Genomic DNA, 17,497 nt, shown 5'->3' with positions numbered 1-17,497 from the left:
TAATAAGGGTTAAGAATTTAGGCAAAATTCTGATCTTTCGACCGAATCTCTCTCGACCCACGTCCAGTCCAGAACTTGTGGGGTGACGCAGTACTTTTTAAGTGAGTTTTTAAGAGTTCTTCGCTATTTAATTAGCTTAGGATTTTTCGCCTTTGAGGGAGCAGTTTTATGGCTTTGAATTTTACCGAGATCGAACAAAAATGGCAGACTAAGTGGGCCGAGGCGAAAGCCTTTGAAGCCGACATGAAAAGCACAAAGCCTAAGTACTATGCCTTAGACATGTTTCCTTACCCTTCAGGATCTGGCCTGCACGTAGGCCACATCGCCTCTTACACCCCGGCGGATATCATCTCTCGCTATAAAAGAGCCAATGGTTTTAATGTTCTTCATCCAATGGGTTATGATGCCTTTGGCTTGCCCGCAGAACAATACGCCATCCAAACCGGTATTCATCCGGCTGTCACCACCCGTAAGGCGATTGAGTCGTTCCGTAAAACTTTGCAAACTTTCGGTTTTAGCTTTGACTGGTCACGAGAGATTTCCACGTGTGAACCTGATTACTATAAATGGACCCAGTTCATTTTCTTAAAACTTTATGAGCGCGGCTTAGCTTACCAAAAAGAAGTGCCTGTAAACTGGTGCCCGGCTTTAAAAACAGTTTTGGCCAATGATGAAGTCATCGACGGAAAGTCAGAACGCGGGGGCCATCCGGTTATTCGCGTTCCGATGAAACAATGGATGCTTAAAATCACTGATTACGCTGAACGCCTGCTTAAAGATTTAGACAACGTTGACTGGCCCGAGCGCACAAAAGAAGCGCAACGCAATTGGATTGGCAAAAGCGAAGGGGCGCGCATCACTTTCCAGGTTGAAGGCGAAAAAGATACCTTTGAAGTCTTCACCACTCGCCCGGACACCTTGTTTGGCGTGACTTTCATGGTGATGGCTCCGGAACATCCGTTAGTGAAGGCCATCATGACGGACCCGCAGGCCGCGGCGGTTGAAAACTATATTTTTGATACTTCAAAAAAATCAGAAGTAGATCGTAAAGCAACAACTGAAAAAACCGGAGTTTTTACCGGAGCGCATGCTCTTCACCCCATCACGGGCGAAAAAATTGAAATCTGGATCGCGGATTACGTTCTTATGGATTACGGAACAGGTGCGATTATGGCGGTTCCGGGTCATGATGCTCGCGATTTCGAATTTGCTACAAAATTTAATATTCCTATTAAGCGCGTGGTTGAGGGCGGTGAGGCTTTGCCTTTTGAAGGTGAAGGCACCATGGTCAATTCGCAGTTTTTAGATGGCTTGACAAAAACTGATGCCATTAAAAAAATGCTGGCTCACCTTGAAAGCAAAAAATTGGGCTTGCGTGAAGTTCAATACAAATTGCGTGACTGGTTATTCAGCCGTCAACGTTATTGGGGCGAGCCGTTCCCGATCGTGGATTTCCCAAATGGGGTCCAAAAAGCAGTTCCGGCAAATGAACTTCCGGTTCTTTTACCTGAAGTTGCTGACTATGAACCTTCAGACACGGGTGAAGCTCCTTTAGCTAAAATCCATGATTGGGTTCGTTATAAAGGGGCCGCCAACGGGGGTGAAGAAGGTCGTCGTATTACCGACACCATGCCGGGAGCAGCGGGATCATCATGGTATTTCTTGCGTTATATTGATCCGCATAATGCCAATGCGCCATTCAGTGCTGATTCTGAAAAATACTGGATGCCGGTCGACCTCTATGTGGGTGGACCTGAGCACACGGTGGGACATTTACTTTACTCACGCTTTTGGATGAAGGTTCTTTTTGACTGCGGTTTAGTCACTCACGATGAACCATTTAAAAAACTGGCCCACCAGGGAATGATCTTGGGACCCGATGGCGAGAAAATGTCGAAATCCCGCGGCAATGTGATTCCCGCTTTGGATATCGCCCAAACTCATGGAACGGATGCCGTAAGAACTTTCGTTTGCTTCATGGGACCTTTGGACAAGGACAAAGCCTGGTCGCCAACAGGTATTGACGGAGTAAAACGCTTCTTGGACCGCGTTTCAAGATTGGTCGTTAATGATGACGGCGGTTATGTCGCTACTCAAACTCCGGCACCGACAGAAATTGTTAAGCTTGTTCACAAAACTGTGAAAAAGGTGACAGAAGACATTGAAAGCATGAGTTTTAATACGGCTGTCAGTGCTATGATGATTCTGGTCAATGAGCTTTATAAAATGGACTGCCGTTCCGAAGAGGCTTTGCGTCCCCTGGTGCAAGTGCTTGCGCCGTTTGCTCCCCACTTGGCTGAAGAGCTGTGGGAGAAAATGGGCGGAAAAGGTTTATGTGCTTTGGCCCCTTGGCCAAAATATGACCCGGCCCTGGTGACCGACGACACGGTAACGATCGGTGTTCAGGTGAACGGCAAGATGCGCGGAACGATTGAAATCGCGGCTGATGCCTCTGAATCCGACGCGGTCGCTGCGGCAAAAGAAGTTGCCGGAGTTTCTGCAGTTTTAGCTGGCAAATCCCCTGATAAGGTGATTTATAAAGCCGGAAAAATTTTGAATTTGATCGTTAAGGTTTAGCCTTAACGCCACCTAGGGAGGGTTCGCGAAGATGAGCAACTGGAGTCCAGAGAAAAGCGCCGCTTTATATGGAATTAATAACTGGGGTAATGGTTATTTCCGAATTAATGGAGCAGGCAACGTCTCGGTGACGCCCATGGGAGCCTCAGGCCCTTCAGTTGATCTTTACGAACTGACCCAAGATCTTTTGGATCGCGGCATCCGCGTTCCTATCATGATCCGCTTTCCTGAAATTATTAAATCCCGTGTGGAATTGCTGAATGGATGCTTTCAAAAAGCCTTTGCCGACCACGGTTATAAGGGCAATTATTGCGGCGTTTATCCAATCAAAGTGAATCAACAACGTCACTTGGTGCAAGAGTTGGTAAAATACGGAAAAGGCTTTAAAATGGGCCTTGAGTGCGGTTCTAAACCAGAACTTCTGGTGGTGCTTGCGCTTATGAACACCGAAAATGCTTTGATTATCTGCAACGGCTTTAAAGACGTTGAGTATATTGAGACTGCGATCTTGTCACAAAAACTAGGTCGCAACACGATCATCGTTGTGGACCGCAAAGAAGAGCTGCAACTGATCATCAATGCCGCTAAGAAATTCAATACTCGCCCCAAAATCGGCTTCCGCGCGAAATTAAACACGCAAGGTGCGGGTAAATGGGTTGATTCTTCCGGCGCTCGTTCTAAATTTGGTTTAACGGCGGTGGAAATCGTCGAAGGTGTGGAGCTTCTAAAAAAAGAAGGCATGCTGGATTGTCTTGAGCTTCTTCATTACCACATCGGCTCTCAGGTACCTCAAATTCAGTCAATTAAGTCCTCCCTTAAAGAAGGCGCGCGTTTTTACACTGAACTTTATAAAATGGGTGCCGGTCTTAAATACATCGACGTGGGTGGCGGCTTAGGAATCGATTACGATGGCTCTGGCCACTCTGACAGCTCGGTGAACTATTCTGAACAAGAATATGCCAACGATATCGTGTCTGTTTTGCAAACTCTGTGTGACGAAAAAGAAATTCCTCATCCAAGTATTGTGACGGAATCCGGTCGCTTCTTGGTGGCCCATCACTCCGTTTTGGTTTTCAATGTTATGGGAGTGAACGACCTTCACCGCCATGAACCGCCTCGTCCGGCGACGAAAACGGATCCATCAATCATGCGGGATATGCAGTACATCTTTGAAAAGGTGAACAAAGACAATATCAACGAATGCTTCAATGACTTAGAACAAGCTAAGCAAGAAACTTTGCAGCTGTTCACTTATGGCGTTTTGACTCTTGAACAACGCGCCTGGTGTGAATCGATGTATTTCGCCATCTCTACCAAAATGGTAAAAATCGCCAAAACTACGCCAGATACAGAAGACATTATTTCTTCTCTTTCCAAAGAGCTTTGCGACACCTATTATTCAAATTTCTCTTTGTTCCAATCTCTTCCGGATTCTTGGGCCGTGGGACAATTGTTCCCAGTGATCCCCATTCACCGCTTGGGCGAAGAGCCTGTGCGTGAGGCGACTTTGGCAGACTTAACTTGTGACTCTGACGGTGTGATTGAAAAATTCATCGACACTGAATCTGGTGAACCTAAAGAAACAGTTCGTCTTCACCAATTCACCGATGGGCAACAGTATTACTTGGGCGTGTTCTTAACGGGCGCTTACCAAGAGATTCTTGGCGACTTGCACAATCTTTTTGGTGACACCGATGCCGTTCATATTTCATTAAACGACATGGGCTACACCATTGATCACTATGTTCCGGGCGACACCGTGACGGAAGTTCTTTCTTACGTGCAGTACGGAAGATCTGAGATGGTTGATAACGTTCGCCAAGCGACCGAAGATTCTATTCAAAAAGGTTCGATCACAAAGCAAGAAGCCAAGCTTTTGATCAAACACTACGAAGAAGGACTTTCCGGCTACACCTACCTCGAAGAACCAGAATAAGAAGGTACCAGCTTCTTTTCGTCGAATTTCGGTACATAAAAAGGGTGCGTCTTACGATGCGCCCTTTTTTTTATCTTGTTCTGACGGACTTGTATTTAGTTTGATTGATTCGCCCCGCCTGCCGGGAAATCATTCTGGAAGACTCTCGCATAAAATATGTCATCGCTTCAGACATATTGTTTTCAGGAAAGCGGATTAAAAGGTGGAAGTGATTACTCATTAAGACAAAGGCATAAATTTCCCCCTTGTAAGCGTGATGGATAAAGCACAAGTAGTTTGACATGGTCTCTCAAACTTGCGACATGGGAAGGTCGAACCATTCGCGATTGTGGCATTTCGGACAAATAAAAAAAGCGCCTGTTTCCAAGCGCTTTTTATGTACCGGAAATTCGACGGAAAGAAGCTGGTACCTTACATTCGAGAGTCGAAGGCGTCGCGAACGGCGATACCGATATTGATCAATAACAACAAAGTTACAAAAAGAGCTATCAATGGCGCCCAGACCAACCACGGAGCAATTGTGAACCATTTTTGCGCCTGGCTTAACAACTCACCCCAAGACGGAGTTGGTGGCGTCAAACCTAAACCTAAATAGTCTAAGAAAGACAAAACCGAAACATTCCCAGAAATCACAAATGGAGAGAATGTGATAATCGGAGTTAAGCCGTTGGGTAAAATATGCTTCCCGATAACACGCCGGTGATTGGCACCTAAAGCTTGCGCTGCTTCGACGTATTCACGTTTACGCAGTTGTAAGAACTGCGCACGCATGTAAGCCGAAATACCCGTCCAAGAGAAGATGGAATAAAACAGCACTAGGAACAACAACGACGGTGTAAAGATCGAAATCATCGTCAACAAGATCAGAATGATAGGCATACTTTCGATGATTTCTACAATACGCTGGCCAATCAAATCCGTTTTACCTCCCGCATAACCCATGATGGATCCCAACAAGATTCCGATCGCATAAGACGCAAGCCAAGCACCCAAAGAGAACATCATCGAATAACGGAAACCATAAAGGACGCGAGTTGTCACATCCCGACCACTTTCATCCGTGCCGAACCAATTGCTCTTGGAGGGAGGAGATGGATACGTATCAACAGTTTTATTACTTTCGTAAGCATTCCATTGAATCAATGGCCAAACCGCCCAATCACCTTCCGCCAGCTTAAGCGCACGATAATCCATCACATAGATGTCGTCGCGCCCAAATTCTGTCGGATGATAATCCTTAAATAAAGGGAAATACAATTTACCGTGGTATTTAATTACATGGGGATGATTGTTAGCCCACAGCTCTGCAGTAAAGCTGAAAAAGAACATGGTTAGCAAGATCCAAACGGACAATACAGCTACTCGGTCCTTTTTAAAACGTCGGTAACGTTTTAAGGTCAGCTCATTCTTAATAAGGTATTTTTGAATTGGGTCGATCATTTGAAATCAATCCTTGGGTCAACCATCACATAAATAACGTCAGAGAAAATTCGACCTAACATCAGTACCATCGACGACATGAACGTCAGTCCCATGATCACGTTATAATCACGCGACATAATGGATTGATATCCTAAAAGACCGATACCATCTAAATTAAAGATCTGTTCAATAATCAACGAACCCGCTAAGAAAACTCCGAAGAATCCACCTAGGCCCGTTGCAATTGGGATCAAAGCATTGCGAAGGGCATGCTTAAAGATAACTTTGCGCTCAGAAAGACCTTTCGCCCGTGCCGTACGAACATAGTCAGACTTAATCACATCTAGCATCGAATTTCGCATCAACGTAGAAAGCTCTGTAAAGCCACCAATCATATAACAAAGCAAAGGCAAGATCATATGATGAAGGCGATCAGTGAAACGCGCCCAAGTACTCAAAGATTCATAGTCATCAGACTGAAATCCCCCGAGCGGAGCCAAATTCCACTTACCTGCAACCACAACGATTAAGAAAATACCCAAAATTAAAGGTGGAATGGAATATGTCAGATTCAATCCGAACGTGGTCAGTCGATCGTAAATACCCCCTGCTTTGGTGGCCTTACTGACCCCCAACGGAATACAAATGAGGTAAGTTAAAAACAATGAGGTAAGACCGAAGGTCAAAGAAACTGGGAATTTACTGATGATCACATCAGTCACTGGTTCCTGGTAAGTAAAGCTTTCGCCGAAATCCAGGCGACTTAAGTTTTTAAGCCAGATCAGGTAGCGCACATGAAGAGGCTTATCAAAACCGTACTGTTTTTTAAGAGCCTCAATAACTTCTTCGTTCACAGCGGAGTCGCCGCGATTGCCAACAGAAGAACCAGTAGAACCCCCGCCTCCACCACCGCTACCAAAGCGAATGGCTTGCAGTTTTTGTTCGATAGGCCCACCTGGAGCCATATTGATAAGGGCAAAAGTCACAATCGTGATCCCGAAAAATGTCGGGATCATCAGTAATAATCGGCGAATTAAGTAAACGACCAAGGCGCTACTCCCAATTTTCTAGAGAGACAAAATGTACAATTATTAGTGAACGAAGCCTATTGAGGCTTCATCCACCAGTAGTCTGTACCAACTTCGTATTTAAATGTCTCGCCTGGAGAGCCCATGCGTGAAGAATTTGCATAGAATTCATACTTATCGTTGAACAAGAATGCGTAAGGAGCATCCTCCGCGATTTTTTTGTAAGCTTCTTTCAACTTAGTCACACGTTTAGCACGGTTTGGTTCAACACGAGCTTCGTCGATAAGTTTATCAACTTCAGGGTTTTTGTAAGCGATGAAATTAGATCCACCGGCTACGGCACCCGAAGAATGCCAGATTTGTTTTGGGTCTGGTTCAACCGAACCGCCACCCCAAGCCAAAGTCACCGCGTCGAAGTTTCCTTCATCAATCAACTTAAGGAATGAGTTCCACTCTAGGTATTTCAATTCCATGTCGATACCGGCTTTTTTCAAGTCTTCGCGGTAAAGAGTCCAGTATTTTTCAACGTCTTTATTTGGATAGATCAATGTGAATTTGAATTCAGTTTTCTTACCATTCACAGTTTTTTCTAAAACACCGTTTTTATCAGCGTCAGTCCAACCTGCCTTAGCCAAAAGCTCTTGAGCTTTCTTAGGGCTGAACTCCAAAGCTTTGTTGCCTGGGTTGAACTCTGAACGGATGTAAACAGCACCGTTCGCAAGATCCGACATACCGTAACGGAATTTTTTGTTCATTTCTTCGCGGTTTAACAAGTGTGCCAAAGCCACGCGAACATTTTTATCTTGGAACAATTCTTTGCGGAAGTTCCAACCTACAAAGCCGTAAGATTTAGGAGCATCATTAGCCACTTTGTGCTTAATAACTGTTTTACCCCAAGGAGCACCCTCGGTTTTTTTCATGAAAGCTTCAATACGTAAATCGATGTAATCAAGCTCGCCTTTTTTAGCGCGCTCAAGTTGCACGTTTTCATCTTTATAAAAACGCATTGTCACAGTATCGAAGTTGTAAGTGCCTTTGTAAATTGGGTCATTGATACCCCACCACTTGTCAAACTTCTTAAGAGTGATCAATTGACCACGATCAAATTTAGACAATTGGTATGGGCCCGAGCAGTTCAAGCTGCGGTTCATTTTTTTAGACTTTTCAACATCGCTGTAAGTCGCTTTTGGAATGACGGTCAATGTCGCCGCAGACTCAAAGTTTTTGAAGTAAAGATCTTTGGCGGTGAATTTGATGGTGTGAGCATCAACCACTTCCGCTTTCGTTAAACCTTCATAGTAAGGACGAAGATGAGCCGCTTCATATTTTGGCTCAAAGATCGCGTCGAAAGAAAACTTCACGTCTTCCGCAGTCACCGGTGTTCCGTCATGGAAAACAGCATTTTTGCGCAAGAAGAATGTGAATGTTTTATTGTCTTTGGAGATTTCCCACTTCTCTGCCAAACGAGGTTTCCAGTCGTAAGTTTCAGAGTCACGAGTCGCTAAGCCTTCACACACATAACCCTGAACCGCACGGCTGTATGTATCAGTGCTAGTGATCGGATGAACTGTCGGTGGCTCTCCACCTAAGTTGATGACGAAATTGCCGCCTTGTGGAGCTGATGCATTCGGTGCAAGAGCCAAAGCGGGAGCTGCCATAGCTGAGCTTAATAATAAAGCTAGGAGACCCTTCATATTCATTGTGTATCCTCCAAAGAATTTCGTAGGGAATTTCAATAGTTCCCAAGGTGCGGTTAAAATGGTTTATGAGCTAAAAATAATCAAGTTATTGCTCGATTGACGCGCGGCTTAAATGCTATAAACCCAGAGCATTCCTAAGGAGCAATATATGTCTGAGAAGAACGTCAAGTTCGACCCCACCACCACTATTTCCGCTGAGTTCGGCATCTTCGGCATCCCAATGACGGAAGAGGAATCTAGAGTCATTTTAGTACCAGTGCCATGGGAAGTAACGACATCTTACGGCGAGGGCGCCTCCCGCGGACCCAAGATCATCCGCCAAGCCAGTGAACAGATTGACCTTTTTGATATCGAAGTCGGTAAAGCTTACGAAGTTGGTTATCACATGCGCGACTTCCCGGAAGATCTTTGCCAAATGAATGATCGCTTTAAAGCGGTTGCACAAGAACTGATTGAAATGCGCACCAGCATGAGCGAAGACCACGCCAAAATGGATTTATTAGCAAGCGAAGTGAATGTGGCTTGTGAAAATATGACCCAATGGGTTTATGACCAATGCTCTGACGTCCTTAAAAAAGGAAAGCTTTTAGGACTTGTGGGCGGCGACCACTCCACCCCGCTTGGAGCCATCCGTGCGGTGAGCAACAAGTTCAAAGGCGACTTTGGTGTTTTACACATAGATGCTCACGCCGACTTACGCAAAGGCTATCAGGGCTTCAAACAGTCCCATGCTTCAATCATGTACAACGTCATGACGGACGCGAAAAAACCAAAAAAATTGGTGCAAGTGGGAATTCGCGATTTCTGCGAAGAAGAATACGACTTTAGCAACTCTCGCGAAGATATCAAAACTCACTATGACCTTGAGCTTAAACGTCGCATGCTCAAAGGGGAAACTTGGGAAAAGCTTTGCCAAGACATCATTAAAGATTTGCCGCAAAACGTATACATCTCCTTTGATATCGACGGGCTAGACCCTGCTTTCTGCCCCCATACGGGAACACCAGTTCCAGGTGGTTTGAGTGTAGATCAGGTCTTCTTTTTATTCCGCGAAGTCCACAACTCAGGTCGCAAAATCATCGCTTTTGATTTGAATGAGGTTTCAACGGGCGGCCTTGCTGAACACGAAGTGGAATGGGACGGCAACGTAGGCGCGCGTATTTTGTATAAAATGTGCGGCTGGTTGGTGAAATCCAATGCTTAAAATTTACGAATACGCCAAGTGCTCAACTTGTGTAAAAGCATTGAAGTTTTTGGACAGCAAAAAAGTGAAGTATCAAAAGATGGCCATCGTCGACACACCTCCTTCGATGAAAGAGCTTAAAGAGATGTTGGCCTCTGTGAAAGAAAATGGCGGCAGTATCCGCAATTTATTTAATACTTCGGGCTTGGTTTACAAAGAAATGAAGTTAAGCGAAAAGCTTCCGAATCTTTCCGAAACAGAAGCTTTAAAACTTTTGGCCGACAACGGAAAGCTGGTGAAAAGGCCTTTCGTCATCGGCGACGACATTCATCTTGTCGGCTTTAAAGAAGACGAATGGAAAGAGAATTTCTAAAGCAGGCGCAATATTCATTGCGTCTGCTTTTTGTGAGGATGGCGCCGTCTAGCTTTCGCTAAATGGGAATTCCGAGTCGTCCCGAAAATTAAATAAAGGGAAGCAAATACCAAGACGAAAAAAAGAATTACGACAGTAAGGCTGATCATAAGTCCTCCGATCTCTTTTATTTAGAATGCCACAGACTTCTCAAAGAGTCTCGAAAACCCAGCCCTCCATTAAAATGTCAAAAAGCAACGGGGGCGAAACAAACTGTAACGAATTTATTTTTTGCCTGTCATCCGTCAAAAAGTGGTGAAATTTCATTTAGGGCACTCACTTTTTTCCCTAATGTGGATTCTCAAGGTGGTCTTTTTGCCCCCACACTGATAAGAGCATCCTATATGCGGAATAGAATAAAAAACTCAGCTAAATTCACCGGGTTGAATGTCTTTTTTGTGGCGGCCACTTTCTTGATGGTCCTTAACTCAGCCTATCTTTTTTCTTCTTTCCAGAAGGCTCGTGAAAACGAAGCTTGGCTGCAGCACAGCAATGATGTTTTGTCAGAACTGGAACTTATCCTGTCATCGGTCAAGGACGCTGAAACAGGGATGCGGGGTTACCTTTTGACCGGCGACTCGAGTTACCTGGAGCCGTATTATGAAGGTACCACCGAAGTGTGGGCGCACTTTCGCTTAGCTAAACAGCTTACTGGCGACAACCGCGCTCAGCAGGACAGCTTGGCCGCTTTGCAAGACATCATTCAAAAGCGCCTCCAAATCTTAGCCGACGCAATCAAAGGAACCTCTGCGGCCATGGCCGCCCCTGCTACAAGCGGAATTCTTTCCCGCAAAGGCACTTTGAACGAGGGCAAATCTACGATGGATGCCCTTCGTAAGCTTGTGGATGAAATGAAGTCACAAGAGCGTCGCCTGTTGGCAGTTCGATCTGAACAAACCCGCAACAGCCAGTCCTTAGGATATTGGTCTATCATCGCCGCGACGATTATTAACCTGCTACTGTCTGCGGCAGCCTACTACTTCATCCGTCGCGCTAATATTGCGGCCCTGATAGAGTCGGAATTGCAAAAACTCCAGCTTTGGTCTCAGGAGCGCCTGACAGAGCTGTCTCAGTTCGTCGCTGGCGACACCGATACTCAGTCCCTTTCAAACGCCACTTTAGAATTCTTCGCCACACATTTTAATATTCCCGCTGCCACTTTATATGTGGCTGAGGGCAATCAACTGCGTCTGGCGGCAAACTATGGGCGTGTGTCCGGGGAATACAGCCGCGTTGCTTCGATCATTCCAATGGGTGATGGTCTTTTAGGACAAGCTATTCGCAATAAAAAAATGACCGTGATCAATGAACTGCCTCAAGACTATTTCTGGGTGGGGTCCAGTTTAGGTCAAAAACAACCTCGTTCGCTATTAATGATGCCACTAAGCCATTTCGGCAAAAACGTGGCCATCATCGAGATGGCTCTTTTTGAAGAACCCAACAAAGAAACGATGGAACTTTTTGAAAAAGTTCGTGAGGTTATCGCCAACGGGGTTCACTCTTCAGAAAGCCGCTTCCGCCTACAAGCGTTGTTAGAAAAAACTCAACAACAAGCCGAAGAACTGCAAGTTCAACAAGAAGAACTTCGCGTATCCAATGAGGAACTTGAAGAACAAGCCCGCCAACTTGAGGTTCAACAAGAGACGTTGAATTCACGCAATTCTGAACTTGAACGTTTGAATCAATATAAGTCTGATTTCTTAGCCAAAATGTCGCATGAACTAAGAACACCACTGAATAGTCTGCTAATCTTAGCGACCTTGTTGCGTGAAAATAAAGAAGGCAATCTGAATGAGCAGCAAAAAACTTTTGCGAGCACGATTTATGACTCCGGAAATGATCTCCTTTCACTTATTAATGATATTTTAGATCTTTCTAAGATTGAAGCTCGTCGCTTGAGCATTCGCGCGGAAGCTTTCTCTCTGCAGACTTTGATGGCGCAGCTTCAATCCACGTTCATGCCACAAATCTCTAAGAAAAACTTAGATTTCAATTTTCAGATTGAACCCGACATCCAAAATTTAATCATCAATAGCGATCCGCAACGTATCAGCCAAATCCTGCGCAACTTTATTTCAAACGCAATAAAGTTCACGGAAAAAGGCTCTATCGACGTTCGCGTAGCTAGATCTTTAAATAACAAAGAATATATCGATATCCGCGTTCGCGATTCCGGCATCGGAATTCCGAAGGCTCAACAAGACCTGATCTTTAATGCCTTTGAACAAGGTGACAGTTCTATTTCGCGAAAATTTGGCGGCACTGGTTTAGGTCTGACAATTTCACGGGAACTCAGTCTGCTTTTAGGTGGTGAAATTTCCGTCCAATCTGAAGAAGGTCGCGGCAGCGAGTTCACTTTGCGTATACCCGTAAATATTCCAAACCAATCTTTGCATTTTACGGAGGATCGTCCCGGCCCAGAAATCGCGCGCCCTGTCCCCACCCCTATTAAATCAGAAGATGCCAGTCCAGAGATTCTATCTCTTTTGGCCAAAGCTAACGCAGCAAAAAAGACTTTGCTTATTATTGAAGACGATCAAGTTTTTTCTCACCTCGTTGCCGAAACGGCTGAAACTTATGGTTTCACGGCATTGGAAGCCAACACCGGTGAAATGGGGCTACAATTGCTAGAACGCTTTACGCCGACGGCAATCATGCTTGATATTAAACTTCCTGGCATTAGTGGCTTTGGTATTTTAGAAACTATCAAAGAAATGCCCCACCTCAGACACATCCCGGTTCACATGATCTCCGCGATGGATTATTCGCGCTATACTTTGCGTATGGGAGCGATGGGATTTCTTGGCAAACCAGTCAGCATTGATAAGCTTCGCGATGCCCTTAGCCAGCTTGACTTAAAAGCAACCGAATCTACGCGCAATCTTTTAGTCGTCGAAGATAACGTTACTCAACGTGAAGCAATTGAACAGCTCTTAAATGGACCAGACATCAAGCTTGATGCCGTAGGCACCGGAGAGCTTGCCTTACAAGCCGTTCGCGCCAAACGCTATGACTGTATCGTTCTTGATTTAGCTCTGCCGGATATGACGGGAAAAGAGTTCTTAGAAAAACTCGACGAAATGAACATTCCTTTGCCGCCAGTGATTGTTTATACCGGTAAAGATCTTTCTCGTCGCGAGGAAGAATACTTAAGAAAATATTCTGAAAGTATCATTCTAAAAGGGGCTCGTTCACCAGAGCGTCTTTTAGATGAGGTGAATTTATTCCTGCATCGCGTGGAAGATGGCTTGCATGACTCACAACGTGAAATTTTAAGAAGCTTGCGTCTTTCAGAAAACCTATTCAGAGGCAAAAGAGCCCTCTTAGTGGACGATGATCTTCGCAATGTTTTTGCTTTGACCCATGTTCTTGAAAGCAAAGGATTTCAGGTTGTCGTCGCCCGTGACGGAGTTGAAGCGGTTGAAGCCTGCAACAAACCAGACCGTTATGACGTCATCTTAATGGATTTAATGATGCCACGTATGGATGGCTTTCAGGCCATGGCGCAGATTCGTGAGTTGGATTTCCGTAAAGCCACCCCGATCATTGCTTTAACTGCCAAAGCCATGAAAGGTGATCACGAAAAGGCCCTGGAGGCGGGCGCCAATGACTACTTACCAAAGCCAATCAATATTGCGAGTCTCATGACCGTATTAAAAGTTTGGGTTAAAGAAAAAGAGATCTTTGCGTGATCGAATCCGTCGAAAGACATCTTCTTTTAGAAGGTATTTATCTGAAATATGGCTACGATTTTCGACAATATTCGGAAGTCGCCTTAAATCGTCGTATTGATCAGATTATGAAGTCTCTGGGAATTCAAAGCGAAGTTGATTTACTAGCGATCGTTTTAAAAGATTTTGAAATTTTCCATAGGATTTTGCCAACTTTTACGATCACCACTAGCGAAATGTTTCGGGATCCCACGTTCTTTTTGTCGTTAAGACAAAACATCGTCCCGATTTTAAAGACTTACGCCAATCTGAATATCTGGATTGCGGGTTGCAGTACAGGCGAAGAAGTCCACAGCCTGGCTATTTTATTAAACGAAGAAGGTCTTTTAGAGCGCTCAACGATTTTTGCCACCGATATCAACACCCACGCACTGAAAATGGCTAAAGAAGGCATTTACAATATTGATAGCATCAAAGACTTCACCCGAAATTACGTGGCCGCGGGCGGCAAAGGCAGTCCTTCAGATTATTATACCGTAGAATATAACCGTGCCCGTATGAGAAGCTTTTTGCGTGAAAACGTGGTCTTTGCGGAACACAACTTAGCAACGGACGGCGTTTTTATTGAGGCAAATCTAATTTTATGTCGCAATGTCTTGATTTATTTCAACCGAGAATTGCAAGATAGAGCCATGAGCTTATTCCATCAATCTTTGGCTCCGCGCTGTTTTCTAGCTTTGGGGAGCAAAGAAACAACGCGTTTTTCGGAATTTGCTGACAATTTCAACTGCCTTGATAAAGAGAACAAGATTTACCAAAAAAATTGGCTTCAAACTAAAAACGGAGTTAATTAAGCCATGATGATGGAAATAGTGAAAGAGAGTTTATTCTTGGAAAAAACAAAGATCCTCATCGTCGACGATCACAAAGAGAATATTCTGGCTCTGTCTGAACTTATCGCCAATCCTGATCTTGAGATATTAACTGCTCAACGTCCAGAAGACGCTTTAGCTCATCTTTTAGATCATGACTTCGCCTTGGCCCTTTTAGATGTGCAAATGCCAGAAATCACCGGCTTTGAATTAGCCCAACTTATCCGTGGCGTTCATAAAACACGTCACTTACCGGTGATCTTTGTAACTGCTCAGCAACAAGATCAAAGTATTTTGTTCCAAGGTTATGAAAGTGGCGCGGTTGATTTACTTTTTAAGCCCTTAGATCCGCACATCGTTCGCAGCAAAGTACGCACCTTCATTGAGCTTGATAAGCAAAATAAATTGCTCAAAGCAAAAATGGACGAGGTGGAGTTCTTGCGCCAAAAAGCGGAGCAAGCAAATATGGCGAAAAGCCAGTTCTTAGCGAACATGTCCCATGAAATTCGCACGCCGCTGGCGTCGGTTTTAGGTTTTTCAGATGTTCTTACTCAAGATGACTTAGACGAACAGGAACGTCGTGACTCAGTTTCAGCGATTCGTCGTAATGGGGAACTGTTATTGCGGTTGATTGACGATATTTTGGATCTTTCTAAAATCGAAGCTCATCAGTTGCACTTTATGCGCTCTGATTTTGTTTTGGGTGAGTTGATCGCGGATGTAGAATCAACCTTAAGCTTAAAAGCTAACGATAAAGGTATTGATCTGATCATCGAAACTTCGGCGAACTTAGACCGTGTTTACAATTCGGACTTTGCGCGCGTAAAACAGATCTTACTGAATGTCATCGGGAACGCGATTAAATTTACCGACAAGGGTTCGGTGACCGTACAACTTTTTGTTTCGGCGGCTAAAGGCACTTCTGATACAAAAGTGGATCGCTTGGTCTTTGAAGTCGTCGATACCGGAATTGGGATTTCCCAAGAACAAGGGCAAAAGCTTTTCCAACCCTTTTCTCAAGCAGATCTGTCGACACGGAAACGCTTTGGCGGTACGGGTTTAGGTCTGGTGATTTCTCGCCAATTAGCAAGATCCCTTAACGGGGATTTAAAACTTATTTCTTCTGAATTCGGCAAAGGCTCGTTCTTTGAAATCTCAATGGAATTTGAACATGGCCGAAATGTCGAGTCGCCAAAGGCCGAAAAAAAATCGGAAGCTCCGACAAAAAAGTTAAATCTTTCCGGCAAAACGATCTTGGTTGTCGATGACGTCAGCGACAATCGTCTTTTGATTGAACGCTATATGCAAGCTACTCAAGCCGAAATCATCTTAGCTTCAAATGGGCTTGATGCCATTGAAATCACTTCAAAGAATAATCCAGATTTAATTCTTATGGATATCCAGATGCCAGAGATGGATGGTTACGAAACAGTTCGTCGTATTCGCGAGCAAGGTTTCACTAAACCGATCATCGCTTTAACCGCTCACGCAATGAAAGAGGAAGGCGAAAAGTGCCTAGATGCGGGATGCACGGCGGTATTAACAAAACCCGCTCGTCGTCAAGATTTAATGGCGCGAATCTCTGAAGTTCTTAACGTTCACTAAATCGCAAATTTCATCTGTAAAGTATCCTTCACTTCGGTGGAGGATTTTTTTTCCGTTTCTAAGCGCACACCCAGCCCCACCAAACGCACCGGCGACATACGGCGAGACCAAGCTTTTTCTACCAGACGTTCAAAGTCTTCGATCTTCGGAACGCCTTGAAAGATTTCTTCATGGGTTGTTTGTTTAAAGTCGCGAAATTTTAATTTCACCACAATACCTTTTACGCGCGTTTTGTATTCGCCCTTTTCTAAGCGATTATGAAAATCTTCGTACAATTCAGGAACGACTTTGAGGCAGGCGGCCAATGATTGCAGATCCTGATTATAGGTTTCTTCCACCGTCAGGGATTTTCTTTCCCAACTTGTGCTGACAGCTCTATTGTCGATGCCATGGGAATAGTTGTGCAGACTTTGCGCCCAAGATCCAAACCACTGATGCAGCTCTGTTAAACTGCGCTTTTGAATATCGCTGCACTTTTTTAGGCCTAACTCATGCATCTTGCGAGCTGTCACTTTACCCACACCAAAAATTTTTTCCACCGGCAGGTCCTTTACAAAACCCTCCACGTCTTGGGGGCGGATCACAAACTGACCATTGGGTTTTTTCCAGTCACTAGCCACTTTGGCTAAAAACTTATTGGGCGCCACGCCAGCAGAGGCCGTTAAATTTAATTCAGTGTAAATAAGGCGACGAATTTCTTGGGCGATCAAGGTAGCACTCCCCCCAAAAAGAGGACAGTCGGTCACGTCCAGATAAGCTTCATCTAAAGACAAAGGCTCAATCTTGTTTGTAAACCTCTCAAGAATTTCGCGGACTTTGCGGCTTTCTTCTTTGTATAAACTGAAATGCGGAGGAATTAAAATCAACTCAGGACACAAGCGAACGGCTTGAGAGGAAGACATCGCCGAACGCACGCCAAACTTGCGAGCCTCATAGCTGGCCGTGCACAGCACGCTTCTAGAATTTGCGGGACCGCCAATACCCAAAGGTTTTCCTTTGAGCTCCGGACGGAACTTCACTTCCACCGCGGCATAAAAGCAGTCCATATCAATGTGAATGATCTTCCTCATTTACATATTATTTACATATAA

The 17,497-nt window shown here is 44.7% G+C and carries 12 protein-coding genes; 7 read left to right on the top strand and 5 right to left on the bottom strand.

Going from position 1 to position 17,497, the window contains the following annotated elements; translation table 11 throughout:
• Positions 1-168 precede the first annotated feature (168 nt).
• Both leuS and speA read left to right on the top strand, forming a co-directional pair.
• Positions 169-2,577, top strand: coding sequence for a leucine--tRNA ligase (gene leuS, locus AZI86_RS08405; protein ID WP_061834605.1), 2,409 nt, complete (start codon positions 169-171; stop codon positions 2,575-2,577).
• Positions 2,578-2,608: 31 nt separating this feature from the next.
• Complete coding sequence (gene speA, locus AZI86_RS08400; RefSeq protein ID WP_061834604.1) at positions 2,609-4,513, top strand: biosynthetic arginine decarboxylase; 1,905 nt, start codon at positions 2,609-2,611, stop codon at positions 4,511-4,513.
• Positions 4,514-4,583: 70 nt separating this feature from the next.
• Here speA and AZI86_RS19510 read toward each other — a convergent pair whose 3' ends face one another.
• The 4 genes from AZI86_RS19510 to AZI86_RS08385 form a co-directional block, all read right to left on the bottom strand.
• Positions 4,584-4,796: a transposase gene (locus tag AZI86_RS19510; protein WP_081111818.1), complete on the bottom strand. Its 213-nt coding sequence runs from the start codon at positions 4,794-4,796 to the stop codon at positions 4,584-4,586.
• Positions 4,797-4,924: 128 nt separating this feature from the next.
• Positions 4,925-5,953, bottom strand: a complete 1,029-nt coding sequence (locus AZI86_RS08395) for an ABC transporter permease subunit (protein WP_061834603.1) — start codon at positions 5,951-5,953, stop codon at positions 4,925-4,927.
• Positions 5,950-6,984, bottom strand: a complete 1,035-nt coding sequence (locus AZI86_RS08390) for an ABC transporter permease subunit (RefSeq protein ID WP_253715829.1) — start codon at positions 6,982-6,984, stop codon at positions 5,950-5,952. The genes AZI86_RS08395 and AZI86_RS08390 overlap by 4 nt, the downstream gene beginning before the upstream one ends.
• A gap of 56 nt (positions 6,985-7,040) precedes the next feature.
• Positions 7,041-8,663 (bottom strand): peptide-binding protein, encoded by a 1,623-nt coding sequence (locus AZI86_RS08385; protein ID WP_061834602.1) that lies wholly within the window; start codon positions 8,661-8,663, stop codon positions 7,041-7,043.
• A 148-nt stretch (positions 8,664-8,811) separates the two neighbouring features.
• On the opposite strand from AZI86_RS08385, the gene AZI86_RS08380 reads away from it, so the two are divergent.
• From AZI86_RS08380 to AZI86_RS08360, 5 genes are all read left to right on the top strand, one after another.
• Positions 8,812-9,867, top strand: a complete 1,056-nt coding sequence (locus tag AZI86_RS08380) for an agmatinase family protein (protein ID WP_061834601.1) — start codon at positions 8,812-8,814, stop codon at positions 9,865-9,867.
• Positions 9,860-10,219, top strand: a complete 360-nt coding sequence (locus tag AZI86_RS08375) for an arsenate reductase family protein (RefSeq protein WP_061834600.1) — start codon at positions 9,860-9,862, stop codon at positions 10,217-10,219. The genes AZI86_RS08380 and AZI86_RS08375 overlap by 8 nt, the downstream gene beginning before the upstream one ends.
• Positions 10,220-10,602: 383 nt before the next feature.
• Positions 10,603-13,950, top strand: coding sequence for a response regulator (locus AZI86_RS08370; RefSeq protein ID WP_061834599.1), 3,348 nt, complete (start codon positions 10,603-10,605; stop codon positions 13,948-13,950).
• Positions 13,947-14,783 (top strand): CheR family methyltransferase, encoded by an 837-nt coding sequence (locus AZI86_RS08365; RefSeq protein WP_061834598.1) that lies wholly within the window; start codon positions 13,947-13,949, stop codon positions 14,781-14,783. The genes AZI86_RS08370 and AZI86_RS08365 overlap by 4 nt, the downstream gene beginning before the upstream one ends.
• Positions 14,784-14,786: 3 nt before the next feature.
• Entirely contained in the window at positions 14,787-16,406 is a 1,620-nt protein-coding gene (locus AZI86_RS08360; RefSeq protein WP_061834597.1) for a response regulator, read from the top strand.
• Here AZI86_RS08360 and dinB read toward each other — a convergent pair.
• Entirely contained in the window at positions 16,403-17,476 is a 1,074-nt protein-coding gene (dinB, locus tag AZI86_RS08355) for a DNA polymerase IV (protein ID WP_061834596.1), read from the bottom strand. The two genes, AZI86_RS08360 and dinB, sit on opposite strands and share 4 nt — an antisense overlap.
• Between the last annotated feature and the right edge of the window lie 21 nt (positions 17,477-17,497).

This window comes from Bdellovibrio bacteriovorus (genome assembly GCF_001592735.1).
GTDB classification, from domain to species: Bacteria; Bdellovibrionota; Bdellovibrionia; order Bdellovibrionales; family Bdellovibrionaceae; genus Bdellovibrio; species Bdellovibrio bacteriovorus_D.
This window is presented reverse-complemented; position numbering and strand designations above follow the sequence as displayed.